This window comes from Pseudotamlana haliotis (genome assembly GCF_008806375.1).
GTDB classification, from domain to species: domain Bacteria; phylum Bacteroidota; class Bacteroidia; order Flavobacteriales; family Flavobacteriaceae; genus Pseudotamlana; species Pseudotamlana haliotis.
Genome location: NZ_WAAT01000051.1, coordinates 115,343 through 133,821, shown reverse-complemented (window position 1 = coordinate 133,821; position 18,479 = coordinate 115,343). Strand labels below are relative to the sequence as shown.

At 34.6% G+C, this 18,479-nt stretch carries 20 protein-coding genes; 11 read left to right on the top strand and 9 right to left on the bottom strand.

All coding sequences use genetic code 11. The features are described from left to right. The first annotated feature begins 84 nt into the window (after window positions 1-84). A complete protein-coding gene (locus tag F6U93_RS13580; RefSeq protein ID WP_150940757.1) occupies window positions 85-1,101 on the top strand; it encodes a S66 peptidase family protein in 1,017 nt (338 codons plus the stop codon). 16 nt (window positions 1,102-1,117) lie between these two features. On the opposite strand, the gene F6U93_RS13575 is transcribed toward F6U93_RS13580, so the two are convergent. After that, on the bottom strand, window positions 1,118-1,876 hold the full coding sequence (locus F6U93_RS13575; RefSeq protein WP_150940755.1) for a tellurite resistance TerB family protein: 759 nt from the start codon (window positions 1,874-1,876) through the stop codon (window positions 1,118-1,120). A 205-nt stretch (window positions 1,877-2,081) separates the two neighbouring features. On the opposite strand from F6U93_RS13575, the gene F6U93_RS13570 reads away from it, so the two are divergent. The 4 genes from F6U93_RS13570 (at window position 2,082) to F6U93_RS13555 (ending at window position 5,318) form a co-directional block, all read left to right on the top strand. Then, window positions 2,082-2,492, top strand: a complete 411-nt coding sequence (locus F6U93_RS13570) for a BrxA/BrxB family bacilliredoxin (protein WP_150940753.1) — start codon at window positions 2,082-2,084, stop codon at window positions 2,490-2,492. Window positions 2,493-2,697: 205 nt separating this feature from the next. Continuing rightward, window positions 2,698-3,435, top strand: coding sequence for a lysophospholipid acyltransferase family protein (locus tag F6U93_RS13565; RefSeq protein WP_150940750.1), 738 nt, complete (start codon window positions 2,698-2,700; stop codon window positions 3,433-3,435). Window positions 3,436-3,446: 11 nt separating this feature from the next. Continuing rightward, window positions 3,447-4,448 (top strand): acyl-ACP desaturase, encoded by a 1,002-nt coding sequence (locus F6U93_RS13560; protein ID WP_150940748.1) that lies wholly within the window; start codon window positions 3,447-3,449, stop codon window positions 4,446-4,448. 213 nt (window positions 4,449-4,661) lie between these two features. Next, complete coding sequence (locus F6U93_RS13555; RefSeq protein WP_150940746.1) at window positions 4,662-5,318, top strand: HD domain-containing protein; 657 nt, start codon at window positions 4,662-4,664, stop codon at window positions 5,316-5,318. Between the two features lie 4 nt (window positions 5,319-5,322). Here the strand turns inward: F6U93_RS13555 and F6U93_RS13550 are convergent, their stop codons facing one another. Beyond that, a complete protein-coding gene (locus F6U93_RS13550) occupies window positions 5,323-6,198 on the bottom strand; it encodes an AraC family transcriptional regulator (RefSeq protein ID WP_150940744.1) in 876 nt (291 codons plus the stop codon). Window positions 6,199-6,402: 204 nt separating this feature from the next. On the opposite strand from F6U93_RS13550, the gene F6U93_RS13545 reads away from it, so the two are divergent. The 6 genes from F6U93_RS13545 (at window position 6,403) to F6U93_RS13520 (ending at window position 11,346) form a co-directional block, all read left to right on the top strand. Further along, window positions 6,403-7,002, top strand: a complete 600-nt coding sequence (locus F6U93_RS13545; RefSeq protein ID WP_150940741.1) for a hypothetical protein — start codon at window positions 6,403-6,405, stop codon at window positions 7,000-7,002. 361 nt (window positions 7,003-7,363) lie between these two features. Next, window positions 7,364-7,816, top strand: coding sequence for a hypothetical protein (locus F6U93_RS13540; RefSeq protein WP_150940739.1), 453 nt, complete (start codon window positions 7,364-7,366; stop codon window positions 7,814-7,816). A 280-nt stretch (window positions 7,817-8,096) separates the two neighbouring features. Next, the gene (locus F6U93_RS13535) at window positions 8,097-8,702 is read left to right on the top strand and encodes a hypothetical protein (RefSeq protein WP_150940737.1); all 606 of its coding nucleotides are present in this window, start codon (window positions 8,097-8,099) and stop codon (window positions 8,700-8,702) included. 308 nt (window positions 8,703-9,010) lie between these two features. Next, on the top strand, window positions 9,011-9,616 hold the full coding sequence (locus F6U93_RS13530; protein ID WP_150940736.1) for a hypothetical protein: 606 nt from the start codon (window positions 9,011-9,013) through the stop codon (window positions 9,614-9,616). A 273-nt stretch (window positions 9,617-9,889) separates the two neighbouring features. Further along, the gene (locus F6U93_RS13525; protein WP_150940734.1) at window positions 9,890-10,495 is read left to right on the top strand and encodes a hypothetical protein; all 606 of its coding nucleotides are present in this window, start codon (window positions 9,890-9,892) and stop codon (window positions 10,493-10,495) included. 251 nt (window positions 10,496-10,746) lie between these two features. After that, complete coding sequence (locus F6U93_RS13520; RefSeq protein ID WP_150940732.1) at window positions 10,747-11,346, top strand: hypothetical protein; 600 nt, start codon at window positions 10,747-10,749, stop codon at window positions 11,344-11,346. Between the two features lie 89 nt (window positions 11,347-11,435). Here F6U93_RS13520 and F6U93_RS13515 read toward each other — a convergent pair whose 3' ends face one another. The 7 genes from F6U93_RS13515 to F6U93_RS14685 form a co-directional block, all read right to left on the bottom strand. Then, window positions 11,436-12,218, bottom strand: coding sequence for an enoyl-CoA hydratase/isomerase family protein (locus F6U93_RS13515; RefSeq protein WP_150940730.1), 783 nt, complete (start codon window positions 12,216-12,218; stop codon window positions 11,436-11,438). Window positions 12,219-12,367: 149 nt separating this feature from the next. After that, on the bottom strand, window positions 12,368-13,786 hold the full coding sequence (locus F6U93_RS13510) for a sensor histidine kinase (protein WP_150940802.1): 1,419 nt from the start codon (window positions 13,784-13,786) through the stop codon (window positions 12,368-12,370). Window positions 13,787-13,930: 144 nt separating this feature from the next. Next, window positions 13,931-14,479, bottom strand: a complete 549-nt coding sequence (locus tag F6U93_RS13505; RefSeq protein ID WP_150940728.1) for a CopD family protein — start codon at window positions 14,477-14,479, stop codon at window positions 13,931-13,933. A 2-nt stretch (window positions 14,480-14,481) separates the two neighbouring features. Further along, on the bottom strand, window positions 14,482-15,852 hold the full coding sequence (locus F6U93_RS13500) for an MATE family efflux transporter (protein ID WP_150940726.1): 1,371 nt from the start codon (window positions 15,850-15,852) through the stop codon (window positions 14,482-14,484). A gap of 7 nt (window positions 15,853-15,859) precedes the next feature. Further along, complete coding sequence (hemH, locus tag F6U93_RS13495) at window positions 15,860-16,885, bottom strand: ferrochelatase (protein WP_150940724.1); 1,026 nt, start codon at window positions 16,883-16,885, stop codon at window positions 15,860-15,862. A gap of 330 nt (window positions 16,886-17,215) precedes the next feature. Further along, on the bottom strand, window positions 17,216-17,965 hold the full coding sequence (locus tag F6U93_RS13490; RefSeq protein ID WP_150940722.1) for a hypothetical protein: 750 nt from the start codon (window positions 17,963-17,965) through the stop codon (window positions 17,216-17,218). 338 nt (window positions 17,966-18,303) lie between these two features. Beyond that, entirely contained in the window at window positions 18,304-18,468 is a 165-nt protein-coding gene (locus tag F6U93_RS14685; RefSeq protein ID WP_191963520.1) for a hypothetical protein, read from the bottom strand. Between the last annotated feature and the right edge of the window lie 11 nt (window positions 18,469-18,479).

Genomic DNA, 18,479 nt, shown 5'->3' with positions numbered 1-18,479 from the left:
TAATAATCCAATGACCAAGTCTTAATAAAGCCACAAAAGTAATCATTTAAGCAGCGATTTAGAAAAAAAATGTACTTTTACATTATGGCAAAAAACCTATTAACAATTAGTCTATTTTGCGCTGTTTTTTTCTTCGGAATTCAAAAACCAACGGCTCAAAATACAACTCACGAAACACAGAACAAAAGCTTGATACAACCACCACACTTAAAAGCAGGCGATACGGTTGCTATTGTTGCACCTTCAGGAATTTTAAAAAATCGTGTTGGCGAAGTTAGAAAAGCCCAAGCCCTTTTAGAGAGTTGGGGACTGCATTCGGTAGTTGGAAAATCGGTTTTTAATCAGAACAACCATTTTGCTGGAACCGATGATGAACGTTGCGAAGATTTCCAACAAGCCATAGACAACCCAAACATTAGAGCCATTTGGTGTGCTCGTGGTGGCTATGGCGCCGTGCGTATTTTAGACAAACTGGATTGGACCAAGTTTAAGGAAAGTCCGAAATGGGTTATTGGCTATTCTGATATCACTGCCCTACATAGCGATGTTCATAATTTAGGCTACCAGTCTTTACATGCCATGATGTGTACCAGTTTACAGGATGCACCAGAAACTATTGCAGAAACCATTTCTACCTTTAAAGATGCGCTTTTTGGAAATCCGCTTGCTTACACGCTAAAAGGATCAACCTACAATAAACCAGGAACCGTTTCTGGAGAATTGGCCGGTGGAAATTTAAGTATTTTACAAACTATGCTAGGTTCTAAATCTAGTTTAGACACCAAAGGAAAAATTCTATTTATTGAAGAAATTGGCGAGTACAAATACCATATTGATCGTTTACTACAAAGTTTGAAACGCGCCGGCTATTTTGATGACTGCGCTGGTGTTATTATTGGAGATATGACCAAAATTAAGAAAAACACCACGCCTTGGGGCAGCTCTATTGAACAACTTATAGTTGATGTTCTAGCCGATTATGATTTCCCTGTAGCCTTTAATATGCAAGCGGGACACGCGAAAGACAATCGGGCGTTGATTTTTGGAGACCAAATTACTCTAAAAGTGACCAAAGACGCATCGTCTATTGTATTTGAATAATTCGAAATAAAAGCTATTAAAACCCGCGCTCCTTCTGAATTTGTTCATAGGCCTTTTGCACTTGTCTGAACTTTTCTTCGGCCCCTTTTTGATGTGCTGGCCCTAAGTGAATGACCTTATCGGGATGATATTTTTTGGCCATTTTGCGGTAAGCTTTTTTAATTTCATCTACTGAAGCACTTTTTTCAATTTCTAAAATTTTATACGACGCATCGCTATCACTATAAAACATAGCTTTAATACTTTCATAATCTCGAGCTGAAACACCTAAGTACCCGGCTATTTTATGAATTTGATTCACTTCGCTTTCAGTCACAAACCCGTCGGCTTTAGCAATTCCGAATAAAAAATGTATGAGTTGTAAACGCGAAGCATGCTCCATCATTTGACGAATTTGCAAACACACCGGACGAATAGACACTTGCTGTTTATTGATGTTTTTAAACAACTTAAAAGCATGATTCGCACGGTCTTTCCCGTACATGCCAACAAACTGCTGACGCACAAAATCCAATTCGCGCTGATCTAATTTTCCATCAGCTTTAATAACAGACGAAGCTAGAATAAGTAAACTGACTTCAAAGTCACCAGATTGAGTGCGTTGATGCTGTCTCGGGTCGCTTTGATTATACGTTTCGCGTTCAGCAGAAAACGGACTTCCACCACTTTTAGCCATCGAATCAATTATACTCCCTATGGCTATACCAATAATAGCACCTATAGGACCGCCCAATGACCAACCAATCGCTCCGCCAATCCATTTTGAATAACTCATGTAAGTATTTATTTTGTTAAACGTCAAACTAGATTCAAAACCTCCTGTACAGAAAAAAGGAAGTTTTTATATGGTTTACGCTCAAATTTTATTGAAAAATCAGATAAAAGCGTAAATATAATATTTGTTAGTGGATTGCTTTACGGAATTGTTACACAATTGGTATCTTTGCAGTCTGAAATGTTAATTAATAAAATTTAAAAATATGTATCCAGCAGAATTAGTAAAACCAATGCGCGAAGATTTAACGAAAGTTGGTTTTGAAGAATTACATACTGCCCAAGAAGTTGATGCGGCTTTAGCAAAAGCAGGAACAACTTTAGTTGTTGTAAATTCAGTTTGTGGTTGTGCAGCAGCTAATGCGCGTCCAGGAGCAAGAATGAGTTTAGACAACGCTAAAAAACCTAGCAACATCGTGACTGTTTTTGCAGGTGTTGACAAAGAAGCTGTAGATGCAGCTCGTGGTCATATGGTACCATTCCCACCAAGTTCGCCAAGTATGGCTTTATTTAAAGATGGTGAATTGGTTCACATGTTAGAGCGTCACCACATTGAAGGACGTCCTGCTGAGTTAATAGCAGAGAACTTAAAAGATGCTTATAACGAGCACTGCTAGTAAGTTGTTTTTGTTGAAGTGAGCAACACTTTAAACCCGTCGCTTTTTAACATAAAATAAATAGCAAAATATACGAAACCACGATACTTCAAACGATCGTGGTTTTTTGTTTCTTTCTTATGAATTCAGAACCCTATGGGGTCATAGTAAAGAAAATACATGAAGCTTCATTTAAACAGAACTAAGATTTACTTATTTTTGAGCCATGCGAAAAATTTTATCATATCCGATTAGCGTCATTTATGTGATCGTATTCTTTTTGACTCTATGTGTATTTCACGTATTACAGTGGCTAAGCTTTAATATATTTGGCTACCCTGTACATAAAAAAGTGGTCGATGGTCTTCAAGTATCCTTAATAGGCTGTGCGCGATTATTAGGCACCCGTTTTACCTTTACCAATCCTTATGATATCGATACCAATCAGCCACTAATTATTGTTGCCAATCATCAAAGTTTGCATGACATCTACCCCATTACCTGGTACATGCGTAAACACCACCCTAAATTTATTAGTAAAATTGAGTTAGGACGCGGCATACCAAGCGTTTCATACAATTTGCGTCATGGTGGAGGTGCCTTGATTGACCGTAAAAACCCAAGACAATCCCTCCCTGCCTTAATGAAATTTGGCGAATATATAGAAAACACCAAACGCGCCGCGGTAATTTTTCCGGAAGGGACGCGTAGCAAAAACGGAGAACCAAAACCATTTCAAACTAGAGGCTTAGAGGTGCTATTTAAAAAGATTCCTTCAGCACTAGTGGTTCCCATTACTATAAATAATTCATGGAAAATGTTAAAATATGGCAATTTCCCAATGGGATTAGGTACTCATATTACATTTACCGTGCATAAGCCTTTAAAAGTTAGTACCTTTGCAAATAAACAAGACCTAATACATAGTATTGAAACTACTATTACAAACAGTATTAAACCATAACATCGAACCACATGTCATTGAAAAATAAAAGATTAGAAGTCATGAAGTTTTTGGAAAAAGACGTTGACGCCCTAATGGAAAAATATTTAATCCCTATTGATACCATTTGGCAGCCAACTGATTTTTTACCAAATTCTGAAACGACAGACGAAAAGTTTTTCGAAGAAGTTAAAGAAATACGAGAGCTTGCTAAAGAATTACCTTATGATTTCTGGGTAGTTTTAGTTGGTGATATGATTACCGAAGAAGCCTTACCTACCTACGAATCTTGGTTAATGGATGTTGAAGGTGTAGACCAAATGGACGGCAAAGAAAGTGGTTGGGGTAAATGGGTACGCCAATGGACATCTGAAGAAAACCGCCATGGTGATGTGCTTAACAAATACCTTTACCTTTCTGGAAGGGTAAATATGAAAGAAATTGAAATAACCACACAGCATTTAATTGCCGATGGTTTTGATATCGGGACCGATAGAGACCCTTATAAAAACTTTGTTTACACGAGTTTTCAAGAATTAGCTACTTATATTTCACATAACCGCGTAGCTAAAATCGCTAAAGACATGGGCAACAAGCGCTTGTCTAAAATGTGTAAAATTATCTCAGGTGATGAAATGCGTCACCACCATGCGTATTCAGATTTTGTAGATCGTATTTTTAAAGTAGACCCTAGTCAAATGATGATGGCCTTTCATTATATGATGAAACAAAAAATCACCATGCCTGCACACTTTTTAAGAGAATCTGGTGGTAAAATAAGTTCTGCTTTTGAAGAATTTTCTAACACAGCCCAACGTATTGGTGTATATACAGCCACTGATTATGTTGATATCTTACAAAAATTAATTGACCGTTGGGAAATTGATAAAATCACAGGATTAAACGACGAAGCTGAAAAAGCTAGAGATTATTTAATGAAGCTTCCAGCTAGAATGTACCGTTTATCAGACCGTATGAAAGTGCCTGAAAACTCATTCCAATTTAAATGGGTAGAACCTGCTATTATTAAGTAATAACGCTCATCAACCTAAACTCATGCCGGCCGCAGGCGGGTGATTTAGGTTCTCATAATGAATAATAACAGTTTTGTCATTCCGAGGAATCGAGGAATCTCAACAATTATTAAAAGATTCTTCAGTCGTACCTCCCTCTGAATGACAAAATCAATTTAAAATAACAATCAATTCCTTCCAGTTTGTTCTGAAAGGAATTTTTTATTTCAGCTTATGTACTCTTCCGAAGACATTATTAATAAAACCATCACTTTTGTAAAAGACACTTTAGCTAACGCTGAAGGCGGACACGACTGGTTTCATATAGAGCGTGTTTATAAAAACGCTTTGCTTATTTCAAAAACCGAGCAAGCAGACACTTTCATAATTGCTTTAGGCGCTTTACTTCATGATATTGCCGATAGTAAGTTCTATGATGGTGATGAGACTGTAGGGCCTAAAAAAGCAGCCGCATTTTTAACTGGGCTTCATGTGGACCCTTTAGTTATTGAACATGTGTGTCAAATCATTAAACACATTTCTTTTAAAGGAGGTAACGAAACACAAACTTTTAAATCGCTTGAATTAGATATTGTACAAGATGCCGACAGACTAGATGCTATTGGCGCTATAGGTATTGCTAGGTGCTTTAATTATGGAGGTTTTAAAAACAGAGGGCTTTACGATCCTCAAATTAAACCCAACCTTAATATGACTAAGGAGGAATACAAAAACTCTACCGCACCAACCATCAATCACTTTTACGAGAAGCTCCTTTTATTAAAAGACCGTATGAATACAGAAACGGGCAAAAAAATTGCCCTAGAACGCCACAATTATATGTTGGGCTTTCTAGAGCAGTTTTATAATGAATGGAAAGGAAATAAATAAACGCCTAACCTATAATCTTCTTGATCTCTTTACGGAATTTGGAAGCACTCTTACCGGTAATATCGTTAAAGGTTTTATTAAAGTGTGAGAAGTTATTAAAGCCACACTCAAAACAAACATCGGCGATACTCATTTCTAATTCCTCCGATAATAATTTTGTAGCATGTACCACACGGTATTCATTTACAATTTGAGTAAATGTTTTACCTGTAGCTTTCTTAAAGTATCTACAAAAAGCAGGAACGGTCATGCTTACCTTATCGGCTATTTCATCTAAAGCAATGTGGTGTGTAAAGTTTTTATTCACATATTTAAAGATGATACCAATTTTAGCACTGTCTTGAGCTTCGGCTTCAAAAGCCAAACCGTCGGCGTTTAATAAATTGTAATCATCGGTCTTAGATAAATGGTGTAATATCTCTAAAAACTTAATAACACGCTTTAATCCTTTATAATCATATAATTTTTCAATTTTCGGACCTAACTTTTTCTTCGTTTCAACTTTAAAACGAATACCTTTTTTAGCGCGCTCAAATAAAGCGGCCACATTGGCCATTTCAGGAACACTTAAAAAATCATCTCCTAAAAAATTTGATTTAAATTGAATAGTGGTCTCGGTTCCGTTTGCGGTTAAACGATCGGTAAAGCCATTGTGTGGTAAATTAGACCCTATTAATATCAATTGACTATTGTTAAAATAAGACAGGTGACTACCTATATGTGTCTTTCCTTGTCCTTGATTTATATATATAAGTTCTAATTCTGGATGAAAATGCCAAAAGGCACCGTTCCTATCTACCTGCTCTACATGCTGTTTAACCAAAATAGAGCTACCAAAACTAGGGCTGAGCTTCTTTAACGTGGGTTTCTTAGCAATCATAAATGGAGGGTTTTATTGGCAAAATTAATACTTATTATGCATACATTGTATATTTATTTACCTCAAATATATGTTAAATTAACATCACCTACAGTTAACAAATAGTTAACAGATAAAATAGCATATAAATAAGCCAAAATTGATGTTTTGCACCTTCTATATCTCACATATCTTTGTACCGTTGAACGTTATAAACGACTCATTATGAAAAACGTACTTACACTAACGAAAAAAGGGATCTTGATGGTAGCTATGCTAGAAACGATTTTAGGTTTCGCCAGTTCTGAAGACAAAATGATCGTAAAAAGAGACGCTAAAGAAACAACAATAACATTAGAAGACGTAAAGCAAGGTGACTTAGTTACTATTAAAGATAACCAAGGGATCATCATTTTTAAAGAATCGGTTGAAGCAACTGGTACTTATAAAAAAGGATTTGATTTAACAGGTTTAGCTAATGGAAACTATGTTTTTGAAATTAATAAAGATTTAGAAGTTAACACCATTCCTTTTAAAGTAGGTACTACGGTAATTGAATTTGATGAAGCGGCAGAATCTACATATTTCAAACCTCACACTAAGAAAGAAAATGACTTAGTATATGTAACCAAACTATGTTCTAACAATGAAACTGCTATCATCAACATTTTTGCTGAAGTTGCAGGAGGTGAATACGAAATGATTCACTCAGAATTAATTGAAGATGCATTAGTAATTGAAAAGGTTTACAAATTGAATCAAGGTAATTACAAAATAACAATAAACTCTAATAACAAGGAGTACACGAAATTCATTAATAATTAGTTTAATGTCTTATTTAGTTTAGTTTAGTTTAGTTGGTAAAGTGGGCTGTGGTGGCCCACTTTTTTTTGCTCTATATTTAACCATTAACCAACGCTCTCAAGAAAAATCAATATAGCATATTTTCTCACCATACCACATCCAAAAATTTTAGCAGTTCCACTATAACACTTTCCAAAGGTGCAGAAGAATTCAACATATTTGAGGTAACATCCCTAAGGCCATTTATTTAGGTTTCACAAACAGCATCTAACATTAAATTATTGATGAATTTCAACCTTATCAATATAGCATACAATATCATCAATTGTGTTGTTTTAATAACTCCACAACACAGTTACTTTTATATTGTAAATTACTCATTTTGAAAAACATAACCTCTCTCACACAAACACTGCTTTTCGCGGGCGCCTTACTTTTTAGTATATCGGGCTTTGCTAGAAAAGCTAGCTATTACACATTAAGTAATACGGCTAAAAAAACAGCCATGACCTTAGATCAAATCCCTCTTGGAAGTTTTATTTCCATAGTTGATACTCAAGGCAACATACTCTATCAAAAAACAAATTCATACTCCAAGGGTTTTGATGTATCTTTTTTAGACAACGGTTCATATTATTTTCAAATTCAAAACATGAAAGCCAGTCGTATTCCATTTAGAGTAACTAAGAATTTAATTTTTTTCAATAAAGAAGAAGACAGAAATAAAGCAAAAATTAATGGCAGCATTTACCATTTAAGTCAGCTATATGAAGGCCGGCATAATCGTATTCATTATAAGGAAGTAGCAAAGAAGACAAAACAGCTCTTTAAGTAATTTGAAACATAGTATTTTTAATAGCCAAAAGGCACTCTTATAAAAAAGGGTGCCTTTTTGGTTTTAAAAATCATAAACTCCAATTAGTAAAAAATACAATTAAACAGATTTCAAAGGCTAAAAGTAACTACAATTACCTTACAATTATACTATATTAACTCACAAAGGAATCTGTGTCAAACTGACAGTTAATCTAACATATAAATTCATCAATTCCAATGTTTTGCACATCATATAGGCCACGTATCTTTGTAGTATCAAAACAGAAAATTTATATATTATGAATAACATATTAACAAAAACACGAAAAGGATTCTTAATGGTAACTTTATTTGCTACCCTATTAAGTTTCGCAAACGAGACTTCATTTTACAATGTAAACGTTGAAGCTAACAAAACGACATTAACTTTAAATTACGCAAAAGCAGGAAGTGCTTTATCTATTAAAGATGTAGCTGGTTCAGTGCTTTATTCTGAAACTATTGCCACTACAGGAAGTTACAAAAGAGAGTTTGATTTAACTTTTTTACCAAACGGAAACTACCTATTTGAAGTTGAAAAAGATCTTGAAATTAAAGAAATTCCTTTTACTTTAACTGAAGGTGTTGCTAATTTCAATAAAAACGAAGAAAAATTAGTTTACAAGCCATTCGTAAGAGTTTCTAACGATATCGTTTATATCAGCAAACTTGCTATCGACGGTGAAGATCTAAAAGTTGAAATCTTTTATACAGAGAAAAACCGATCAAATTCAGAGCTTGTAATTTCTGAGCAATTCTCAAATGAGAACAGCATCCAAAAGGCTTATAAATTGGAAGGTCTTAACAACGGAAGTTATGAAATTGTTTTACATTCTGCCAACAGAACGTATATAAAGAATATCTAAATCTTAAATTCAGATTTAGTTAACAAAAGGTGATCTCAACGAGGTCACCTTTTTTTTGCTTTATAAACTTTATTAAAAAGTGACCAGTCCAAGAAAAATAGGCAACCAAGAGCATCATCATTTTATTAATTATAGACCAGGTAAGTCATTATATATCGAAATTACCTCATTTATATGCTATATTAACTTAACAATTGTACAACAAAAACATAACAGATAATATAGTACATAAATACGTCAATCTCCATGTTTTCTACAAGCCATAACGCCTGTATCTTTGTAGTATCAAAACAGAAAAATTTTATACTATGAAAAATATAATCACAAACACAAGAAAAGGATTCTTAATGGTAACTTTATTTGCTACCCTATTAAGTTTCGCAAAAGAAGCTACATTCTACACTGTTGATGTTGAGGCTAAGAAAACGACTTTAACATTAGACAATGCTAAAGAAGGAAGTTTATTATCTCTTAAAAACGCTGCTGGTAAGGTAATCTGTTCAGAGACTATTAAAACAACAGGAAAATACACTAGAGAGTTCGATTTATCTTTCTTATCAAACGGAAAATACATGTTTGAATTAGAAAAAGACCTTGAAATTAAAGAAATTCCATTCACAGTACAATCTGGTGTAGCTGCTTTCAATAAATATGAAGAAAAAACAGTTTACAAACCATTTATTAGAGTGGCTGACGATATGCTTTTCATTAGCAAGTTAGCTATTGACGGTGAACCTTTAGATATCGAAATTGTTTACACACCAAGAAACGGTTTTAACTCTCACGTTGTTGTTTCTGAAAAAATCACAGATACTGAAAAAATTGAAAGAGCTTATAAATTAAGCGGTATAAATGAAGGTACCTACAAAGTAGTACTTTATACAGCTCATAGAAAATTTGAAAAAGAAATCTAAGATCTTAGTTTAGTTTAGTTAGAAAAAGGTGTTCCTCTTTATGTGGAACACCTTTTTTTTGTGCTTATCTCAAATGTGATCACAATCTATTAGTAATACTACTCACCATCCAAATAAAACACACAATTACCCTCCTTTTATACTAAATTAACTTAACACTAAAACAACGGTTAAACAACAGGCAAAATAACACACAAAGTAATCAATACCAATGTTTTACACCACATGAAACCACCCTATCTTTGTAGTATCAAAATGATAAAATTTAAGATTATGAAAAACATATTTACACCCTCAAGAAAAGGATTCTTAGTAGTAACTTTATTAGTTACTATGTTAAGTTTCGCCAATGAAAATCCGTTTTACACTGTTGAAATTGCTGCTGCAAAAACAACATTAACTTTAAATAATGTTCAAGAAGGAAGTGCACTATCAATCAAGGATAGCCACGGGGCCGTACTTTACTCTGAAACGATTAAAGTAACTGGAAGATACTCAAGAGCTTTTGACTTATCTTTTTTACCTAACGGAAAATACATGTTTGAAGTTGATAAAGATTTAGTTATTAAGGAGATTCCTTTTTCTATTAACTCTGGAAATGCTTTCATCAACGAGAAAAAAGAAAAGGTTGTATACAAACCATTCATTAGAGTATCTGGTGACTTCCTGTACATTAGCAAATTAGCTGTAGACGGTCAACCTCTTGAAATAAACATTTACTTCACAAATAATGAAAATAAATACAAAGAATTAATTCTTTCTGAAGTTGCAAGCCATGACTCTAAAATTGAAAAAGCATTCAAATTAGATGGTCTTAACTTAGGCAACTATGAAGTTGTACTTCACTCTGCTGGTAGAGTTTACGAAAAAACAATCTAAAACAACAATATTGAACTATTATCTTATTTAGTTTTTACTAAAAAGGTGAACTCCCAAAAGAGTTCACCTTTTTTTTATCCTTTAATCTTATAACCTATTCTTAACAATCTCCCCCATAATTCATTATAAGCTAACACAGTAGATATATAAAAATAACAGATAAAATACCACATAAAACCTTCAATATCAGTGTTTTATGATTTGTAATTAAATCCTAACTTTGAGTAGTTGAACGTTAAAAACCATACATTATGAAAAACGTACTAAAAAACTCAAAAAAAGGATTCTTAATGGTAATCATGATGACTACCTTGTTAAGTTTCGCAAATGAAGTTTCATCTTTCAACATTAAAAATGAAACAACAAGAACTGCTCTCGGTTTAGATTACGTCAAGCCAGGGAATCTATTATCAATTAAAGATAGTAATGGTGTCATTCTACATAAAGAAGTTATACAAGCAACGGGCATTTTTTCGACAGGATTTGATCTTACGATGTTACCTGATGGAACATATAGCTTTGAAGTAGATAAAGGACTTGAAATTAGTATGATCCCGTTTTCAGTAAAATCAGGATTAGTATTATTTGAAAAGGAAAAGGAAGCGATTATTCACAAGCCACATACTCGCGTTGAAGGCAACGTAGTATACGTTAACAAGTTGGCCTTAGAAGAACAAATGCTTAAAATTTACATCTATTCTACAGCCTTTGATGAGGAAACTCTTTTACATTCTGAAACCATTGAAAACACAACAAACATTCAAAAGGTTTACAGATTAAAAGGACTGGAAGATGGCAGTCATAAAATTGTATTCCATACGGATGGACGTGAATATGTTAAACACATTTAAAAGCACATGAGAACCACATTTTATTATTAAAAAGGCTATCGTATCAGATAGCCTTTTTCTTTTTTAATGGTATTGACATTCTTCATCTTTTAGTTTCCTGGAAACTCTGCTTTGCGTTTTTCTAAGAAAGCCGTAGTACCTTCTTTAAAATCGGCAGTACCAAAACTAGCTCCAAAACCATCTATTTCCACTTCAAAACCATTAACGCAAGTTTTATAATTTGCATTTACCGCATTTATAGCCGCAGCAATAGCAACAGATGAGTTCTGAGTTATTTTATTAGCGATACTTTCACAAAAAGGCAGTAATTCACTCTGATCAACTACGTGATTCACTAAACCGTAATTTAAAGCTTTAGCAGCATCAATCATCCCTGCTGTCATAATCATTTCTAAGGCACGTCCCTTACCTACTAATTGTGGTAAACGTTGTGTACCACCATAACCAGGAATAAGCCCTAGAGACACTTCTGGAAGTCCTAATTTAGCATTGCTACTCGCTACTCTAAAATGACAAGCCATAGCGAGCTCTAAACCACCTCCTAAAGCAAATCCGTTTACCGCGGCAATCACTGGTGTCGATAAATTTTCAACAAAATCAAACAACTGCTCCTGACCTTTCGCCGCCAACATTTTACCTTCAGAAGCATTAAAATCTGAAAACTCACTAATATCGGCACCAGCGACAAACGCTTTTTCACCGCTTCCGGTAATAATAATCACTTTAGTGTCTTTGTCTGAGTCAGCTTCTTTAAAGGCGTCATGTAGTTCTTCAATCGTTTCCTTATTTAAAGCATTTAATTTTTTAGGACGATTAATGATAATCGTGCTTATGGCTCCTATTTTATTTAAAATAATGGTATTATAATTCATAATGACAAGAAATTTTAAAGTTAAAGCCCAATTAAGTATCTGTTAACAGCGCTATTTTATATTCTTTTTAATGACTTAAATTTAATGATTTTTAAAATGAAGCACGAACGTGAAAGCAATAAGTATTGAAATAAAGAATAACTTATTGCCTAAACTTCAACTTTAGGAAAAGTAACCGTAAAGGTCGTACCACGCCCTTTTTCGGAAACAAAAGAAATGGTGCCATTGTAAGTTTCAACAATATTTTTAACCATGGCCAGCCCTAAGCCCATACCACTTGTTTTGGTCGTGAATTTTGGTTCGAACACCATTGATTTGCTCGATTCTGAAATCCCAGAACCATTATCAGATACCGAAATAACAACCGCCTCACCAACTTCAGACACCTTTACTAAAATTTCCGGATTATCATTTTCAGCCATAGCTTGAATGGCATTTTTAACCAAATTAGTCACCACACGAATTAACTGCGTACGATCTAATTTTGCTATAACAACATCCTTATCAGATGAAAATCTAATGTAATTTTCATTAAAAATATCTAAGGCAAGTTTTATGATTTCAACAACATTCAAATTTTCATTTTGCTGTGCCGGCATTTTGGCAAAATTTGAAAATGCTGAAGCTATAGAACTCATGGTGTCTATCTGTTGAATTAAGGTTTTACTATATTCTTCAACTTTAGAATAGATGTTGGTATCCTCAGGATTAAACTTCCGCTGAAAATCTTGTACCGTTAATCGCATGGGTGTTAACGGATTTTTAATCTCATGCGCCACTTGCTTGGCCATTTCTCGCCACGCCTGTTCTCGTTCACTTCTCGCTAATTGGATGGCACTTTCTTCAAGCTCGTCAATCATACTGTTATAAGAGTTTACTAAAGTGGTAATCTCTTCACTGGTATCATCGATTTCAATTTTTTCATTAAGTCTTTCTAATCGCGTGGCATTTATTTTATCGCTAATGGTTTTTAAAGACTTGGTGATGAATTTAGACAGTAAAAAAGCCAAACCAATAGCCATTAAAAGCACAAAAGTAAAGGCGTAAGCCATGCGGGTTAGGAAAGCTTCTAGCTCATTAGTTAAAAAATCGTCGTTTTCTAAATAGGGAATATTTAAAATCACTAATTCTCTAGATTTCTGATCGGTAAGATAGGTGTAAGAAGATAAGAAAGTTTCACCATTCTCCATGTGCTTATCAACGTAACGGTGCACGGCTGTGTTGGAAATAGCGTTCAAAACCTCGGTATCTATACATTTATCGGCCACATTATTTCTAAAACCTGCTTTTGAAGAAATTAATAGCGTACCATCTAAATCGTATAAGTTAATTTGAAGCTTATGAATATCGGCGATATTATAAATTTCCTCTTTAAATATGATGGCAATATTTTCGGTTTTCACCTCCCAGGTATTGTTTCTACCGTTAAGCACACGCCTAAGATGTGTGCTTATACTCTGTTCTTTAGCCTGTAAACGATCGTTGTGATAATCTTCACTTTGTTGCTTGTATTGCCTAATAGCAACCACGGTAATCAGCACAGACCCCAGCAATACCAACAGGATCATAGCAAGGAAAATACGGGTACGCAGCGATGGTTTTTTAAATTTTAAAGGCACTTGAGCTTGTATTGAAGGTTAAATATAGCAATAATCAAACCAAGGGCTAATAGATTGGTTTAAAAAGCAATTTCCTTGATTTGAACCTGGTATTTAGGCGTCGGGGTTCTTATCCCTAATACTCTTGTAGACTTTAAAACCAACCATGATCAAAACACCTAAAACTACAATACCGACCACACCCCAAATCCAATGGATAGTATTTTTTAATATGACCAAAAACACCACGGCAAAAAGGATAAAAGTAGCGCCTTCGTTCCAAATACGCATGTAGCTCGACGATTTTTTAACCACATCATTTTGCAACTGTTTGTAATAAACGTGGGTCATATAATGGTAAATAAAAAGCAAGAGCACAAAAAGTAATTTCACATGCATCCAAGGTTGTTCTAGCCAATATGGTTGTAAAATAAGCAACCAAATCGCGAAAACGGTTGCTAAAATAGCTGAAGGCCAAGTGATGATATACCACAAACGCTTAGTCATCAATCTTAACTGTTTCCCTAGAATTTCTTTGTCTGGAGAAGGCTTGTGGAAGGCTTCAATTTGATACACAAATAAACGCGGAATATAAAACAATCCGGCAAACCAAGTAATTACAAAAATGAGGTGAAACGATTTTATATAGTTATAATATTCCATGATTAAAGGATTGAATTGACTTCTGGGGATTTAGAATTTAAAGTTTTTTTAATTTCTCGATTTAAAAAATAAGCGGTAACAATTGTGGCTAGTGTATCGGCAATAGGAAATGAAATCCAAACACCCAATTCGCCATAAAAATTTGGCAAGATAAAAATTAACGGAATAAAGAAAAATCCCTGTCGTGTTAAGGTTAATAATAAAGCTGGTCTAGCCTTTCCAGTGGCCTGAAAATAAGCAGCACCTATAAGCTGAAGCGCAATGATTGGCGTTGCCGCAAACACCCAACGCATAGCACTTGGGGTTTCTTTAATAACGTCAGGATCGGTGGTAAACATTTTAGTGATAAGATCTGGAAAGCTCATCAATATAATAAACACCAATGTGGCCAGAAGCGAGGCGTATTTAATCGAGATATAGATGGTTTTTTTCACACGGTCGTACTGTTTGGCCCCGTAATTAAAGCCTGCGATGGGTAAAAATCCTTGGGTCACCCCTAAAACAGGAAACATGGCAAACATAAGCATACGCCCCACAATCGCATAAGAAGTTACCGCATGCACACCTCCTAAATTGTATAAAATATTGTTCATAAACAAATAGGTCACGCTCACCACAGCTTGTCTGGCTAAGGTCACAAAACCCAAGGCACTAATTTCTTTCACCACGCTAAAATTTAAGACGAGATGAGAGAAATTAATTTTTAATTCAGAATGCTTCGAAAGAAAAAACCAAAGAATAAAAGCAAAACAAAACCCATAAGATAAGGTCGTTGCCCAAGCAGCTCCAGCCATTCCGAAGTCAAAAAGATTTATAAAAAGATAATCGAGCAATAAATTACTAACTGAAGGAATCATCATGGCGTACATTCCAAATTTTGGCTTGCCTTCAGCACGAATTACCGTGTTACCCATCATACTTAAAGCCAAGATAGGCACGCCATAAAGCACAATGCGGTAATAAATTTTAGCGGGTTCAAAAATATCACCTTTACCACCAAATGAATTAATTATAGCATCCTGAAATAATAAACCTACGGTTACAAACGTGGTACACAGTAAGAGGGTTAAAGTGATTTGATTACCAAAAGTTTTTAAGGCTTTTTTATGGTTGGAAGACCCAAGAGCACGAGAAATAATGGAAGACCCCCCAATACCAATAGCCATTCCTAGGGCTGCAATAAAGAAGGACACAGGAAGCACCACATTTATTGCTGCAATAGCATTCACTCCAATCCAATGGCCAACAAAAACGGTATCGATTAAAATATTTAATGACATCACCAAAATTCCTATGGCCGCAGGAACCGCTTGCCTAACTAAAAGCTTCCCGATAGGCTGAGACCCCAAATCTTGAGATGATATTTTTGCCATATTTAACTTATGTAGTTGGCATGAGCCATGTATTAATCCAATTAGACAATAAATCTACAAAAGGTTTGTCATCATTCAAACAAGGCACCGTAGTAAAAGCTTGACCGCCCATTTCATGAAAGATTTCCTGACCCTCCATAGCAATTTCTTCAAGCGTTTCTAAACAATCACTTACAAAAGCTGGGGTTACAATGGCCATATTTTTTATACCGTCTTTACCCAAGCGTTCAATAGTACGATCGGTATAAGGCAGTAACCAAGGATCAAAGCCTAAACGCGACTGAAACGAGGTGGAATAGGTCCCTTCATCAAGATTTAGTTTTTCGGCCACCAAACGGGTCACCTCTAAGCATTGGTGTCTATAACAAAACTCATGTGCCTTACTTGGGGTAGCGCAACAGCTTCCGTCTATTTTGCAATGTGATTTCGTCACATCACTTTTTCTAATATGACGCTCTGGAACCCCGTGATATGAAAATAATAAATGATCAACTTTCTTATCGGCCAAATGATTTTTTATAGAATCAGATAGTACTGCTATATAATCGGGTTTGTTATAAAAAGCGGGTACCGATTCTATTTTTAACTTCGGAAAAAATTCTTGACGCAATGCTTCAGCTAAAACCGTAATGGTTTCGGTTGTGGCCATGGCAAACTGAGGATACAACGGAAACAACAACACTTCCTCTACCCCTTGATCTACCAATTCCTGAAGGCCTTTTTTGATGGTCATACTACCGTAGCGCATAGCTAGAGCTACAGGGGCTTCAACCTGTTGTTGAATACCATGTTGTAACCTTTCAGAAATAACGATTAATGGCGAACCTTCATCCCACCAAATTTTTTTATATGCTGCTGCAGAGGCTTTAGGACGTGTTTTTAATATAATGCCTTTTACCAGAGCTGTTCTAGCCAAAAACGGTATATCAATAACACGCTCATCCATTAAAAACTCACCTAAATATCGCTTTACATCTTTGGGCTCCGGGCTGTCTGGAGAACCTAAATTTACAAGTAGTATGCCTTTTTTCATCAATCTATTAAGTTTAGAACTGGTTTAAACTTTTTGTGTTTAAGCGAAAATTAAACATTTTTTACCATTTGAAAGTTTTTTGAATGCCATAGCTGGGCTACGGAAAGAAAAAAAGTAAAAAATGGGTGAAAAAGAGCCATTTTTTGGCAAATGAAAAAAGGTTAAATCAGTTCATAGCAAAAATACAATACATAATTTTAATACGCCTTAAAAATTAGTTAAGGCTAGCTTTTAAACAAAAGAAGCTTCACTTTTAAAAGTGAAGCTTCTGGTTGGTTAGTTTTGGTTAAAAATTTTTGGTTGGAAATATAAAGTTTTTATACTTGTATTTTAGTAGTCACTAATTTCAGATTTGTTATATACCCATTTTGGCAGTGATGCACTATCAAAGTTAGGCTTCCCTTGTGTATTCACGCTTTCAACACACACTGAATTCACTAAGTTGGTAACATTTAAAACTTCAAATACCTTATCGTGTTGCGCTTTACTAAAGTTTCCTAAGACATAATCAATGTCTATAGATTTGTAAACCCCATCTTCCAATAAATAAGCAAACATGGTATTTACATTAGGCTCATAAAACTCGGTATTCTTATCGTAATCTTCTTCTTTTAAAATGTAATTTTTACCAGCTACCAAAAGGTATTGTTGATCTGATTTTAGGTTTTTAACACTTACCGTTCCTCTAAATAACAAATGGTAATCATCATGATACAAACCTGGCTTTCCTTTTAAACTGTTTTTATTTACTTCATAAAAGTTAGCAAAAGAGGTACGACCTTCTTTATTAATTCTATCGGTGGGGATATATTTTAAATAAGCCTCTTTAGTATCGAAATGAGATGGTAAATTTTCAGCACAATAACCATCGTACCAAACAGGGGTGAAATCTTTGTTCATTAAATTGTGATTGCCTTTTTCAAATATTACCGGGTGTTCATAAACCCTAGGGTTATAAAACTTATAATGGCCTATTTGAAACAAATCACAATCGTTTGCAACTTTAGTTTCAGATCCGTTGGTTTTGCATGAAACAATCACACAAAAAATTAATGCGGTTTTAAGTAATGTTCTCATCATGGTTTTAGGTGTTGACGTAAACTTAAAGACACAAGGGGCGCTTCCAAGTTTACATGGTTAGTATATAATTTAGTTGATAAATACTTTTTTATACCTAGCGATGAGGGAGTGAATGTCATTTATTTGAGTCGATCCTAAAAAACCGATGGTTGATTCTTAAAAGACATTCATTGCTAAGACTTTAACAATTTGTAATACACCAATATATATAAAATCTTAATGAAGTGTAGATTAAACTCTCAAAAAATCGATGAAGAGTCAATTTTGTGAAGTATTTTCCTATAAAATAATGAAAACAAATAGTTTAAGCCTGATTTTAGAACCTAACAGTAGACGAATTAACCTTTGCGGTGTTTTTGATTTAAGAAATTATGATAGTCCTCTTGTTTCGATGTATCAAAATCACATTCTTGAAATATCCCACAAGAAGTGTTTGATCGCACTAAAGACTTTTGATTTTGATTTGCATAGAAGGCTGCAATTTCAGGACTTAGATATTTCATAATTAAAAGGT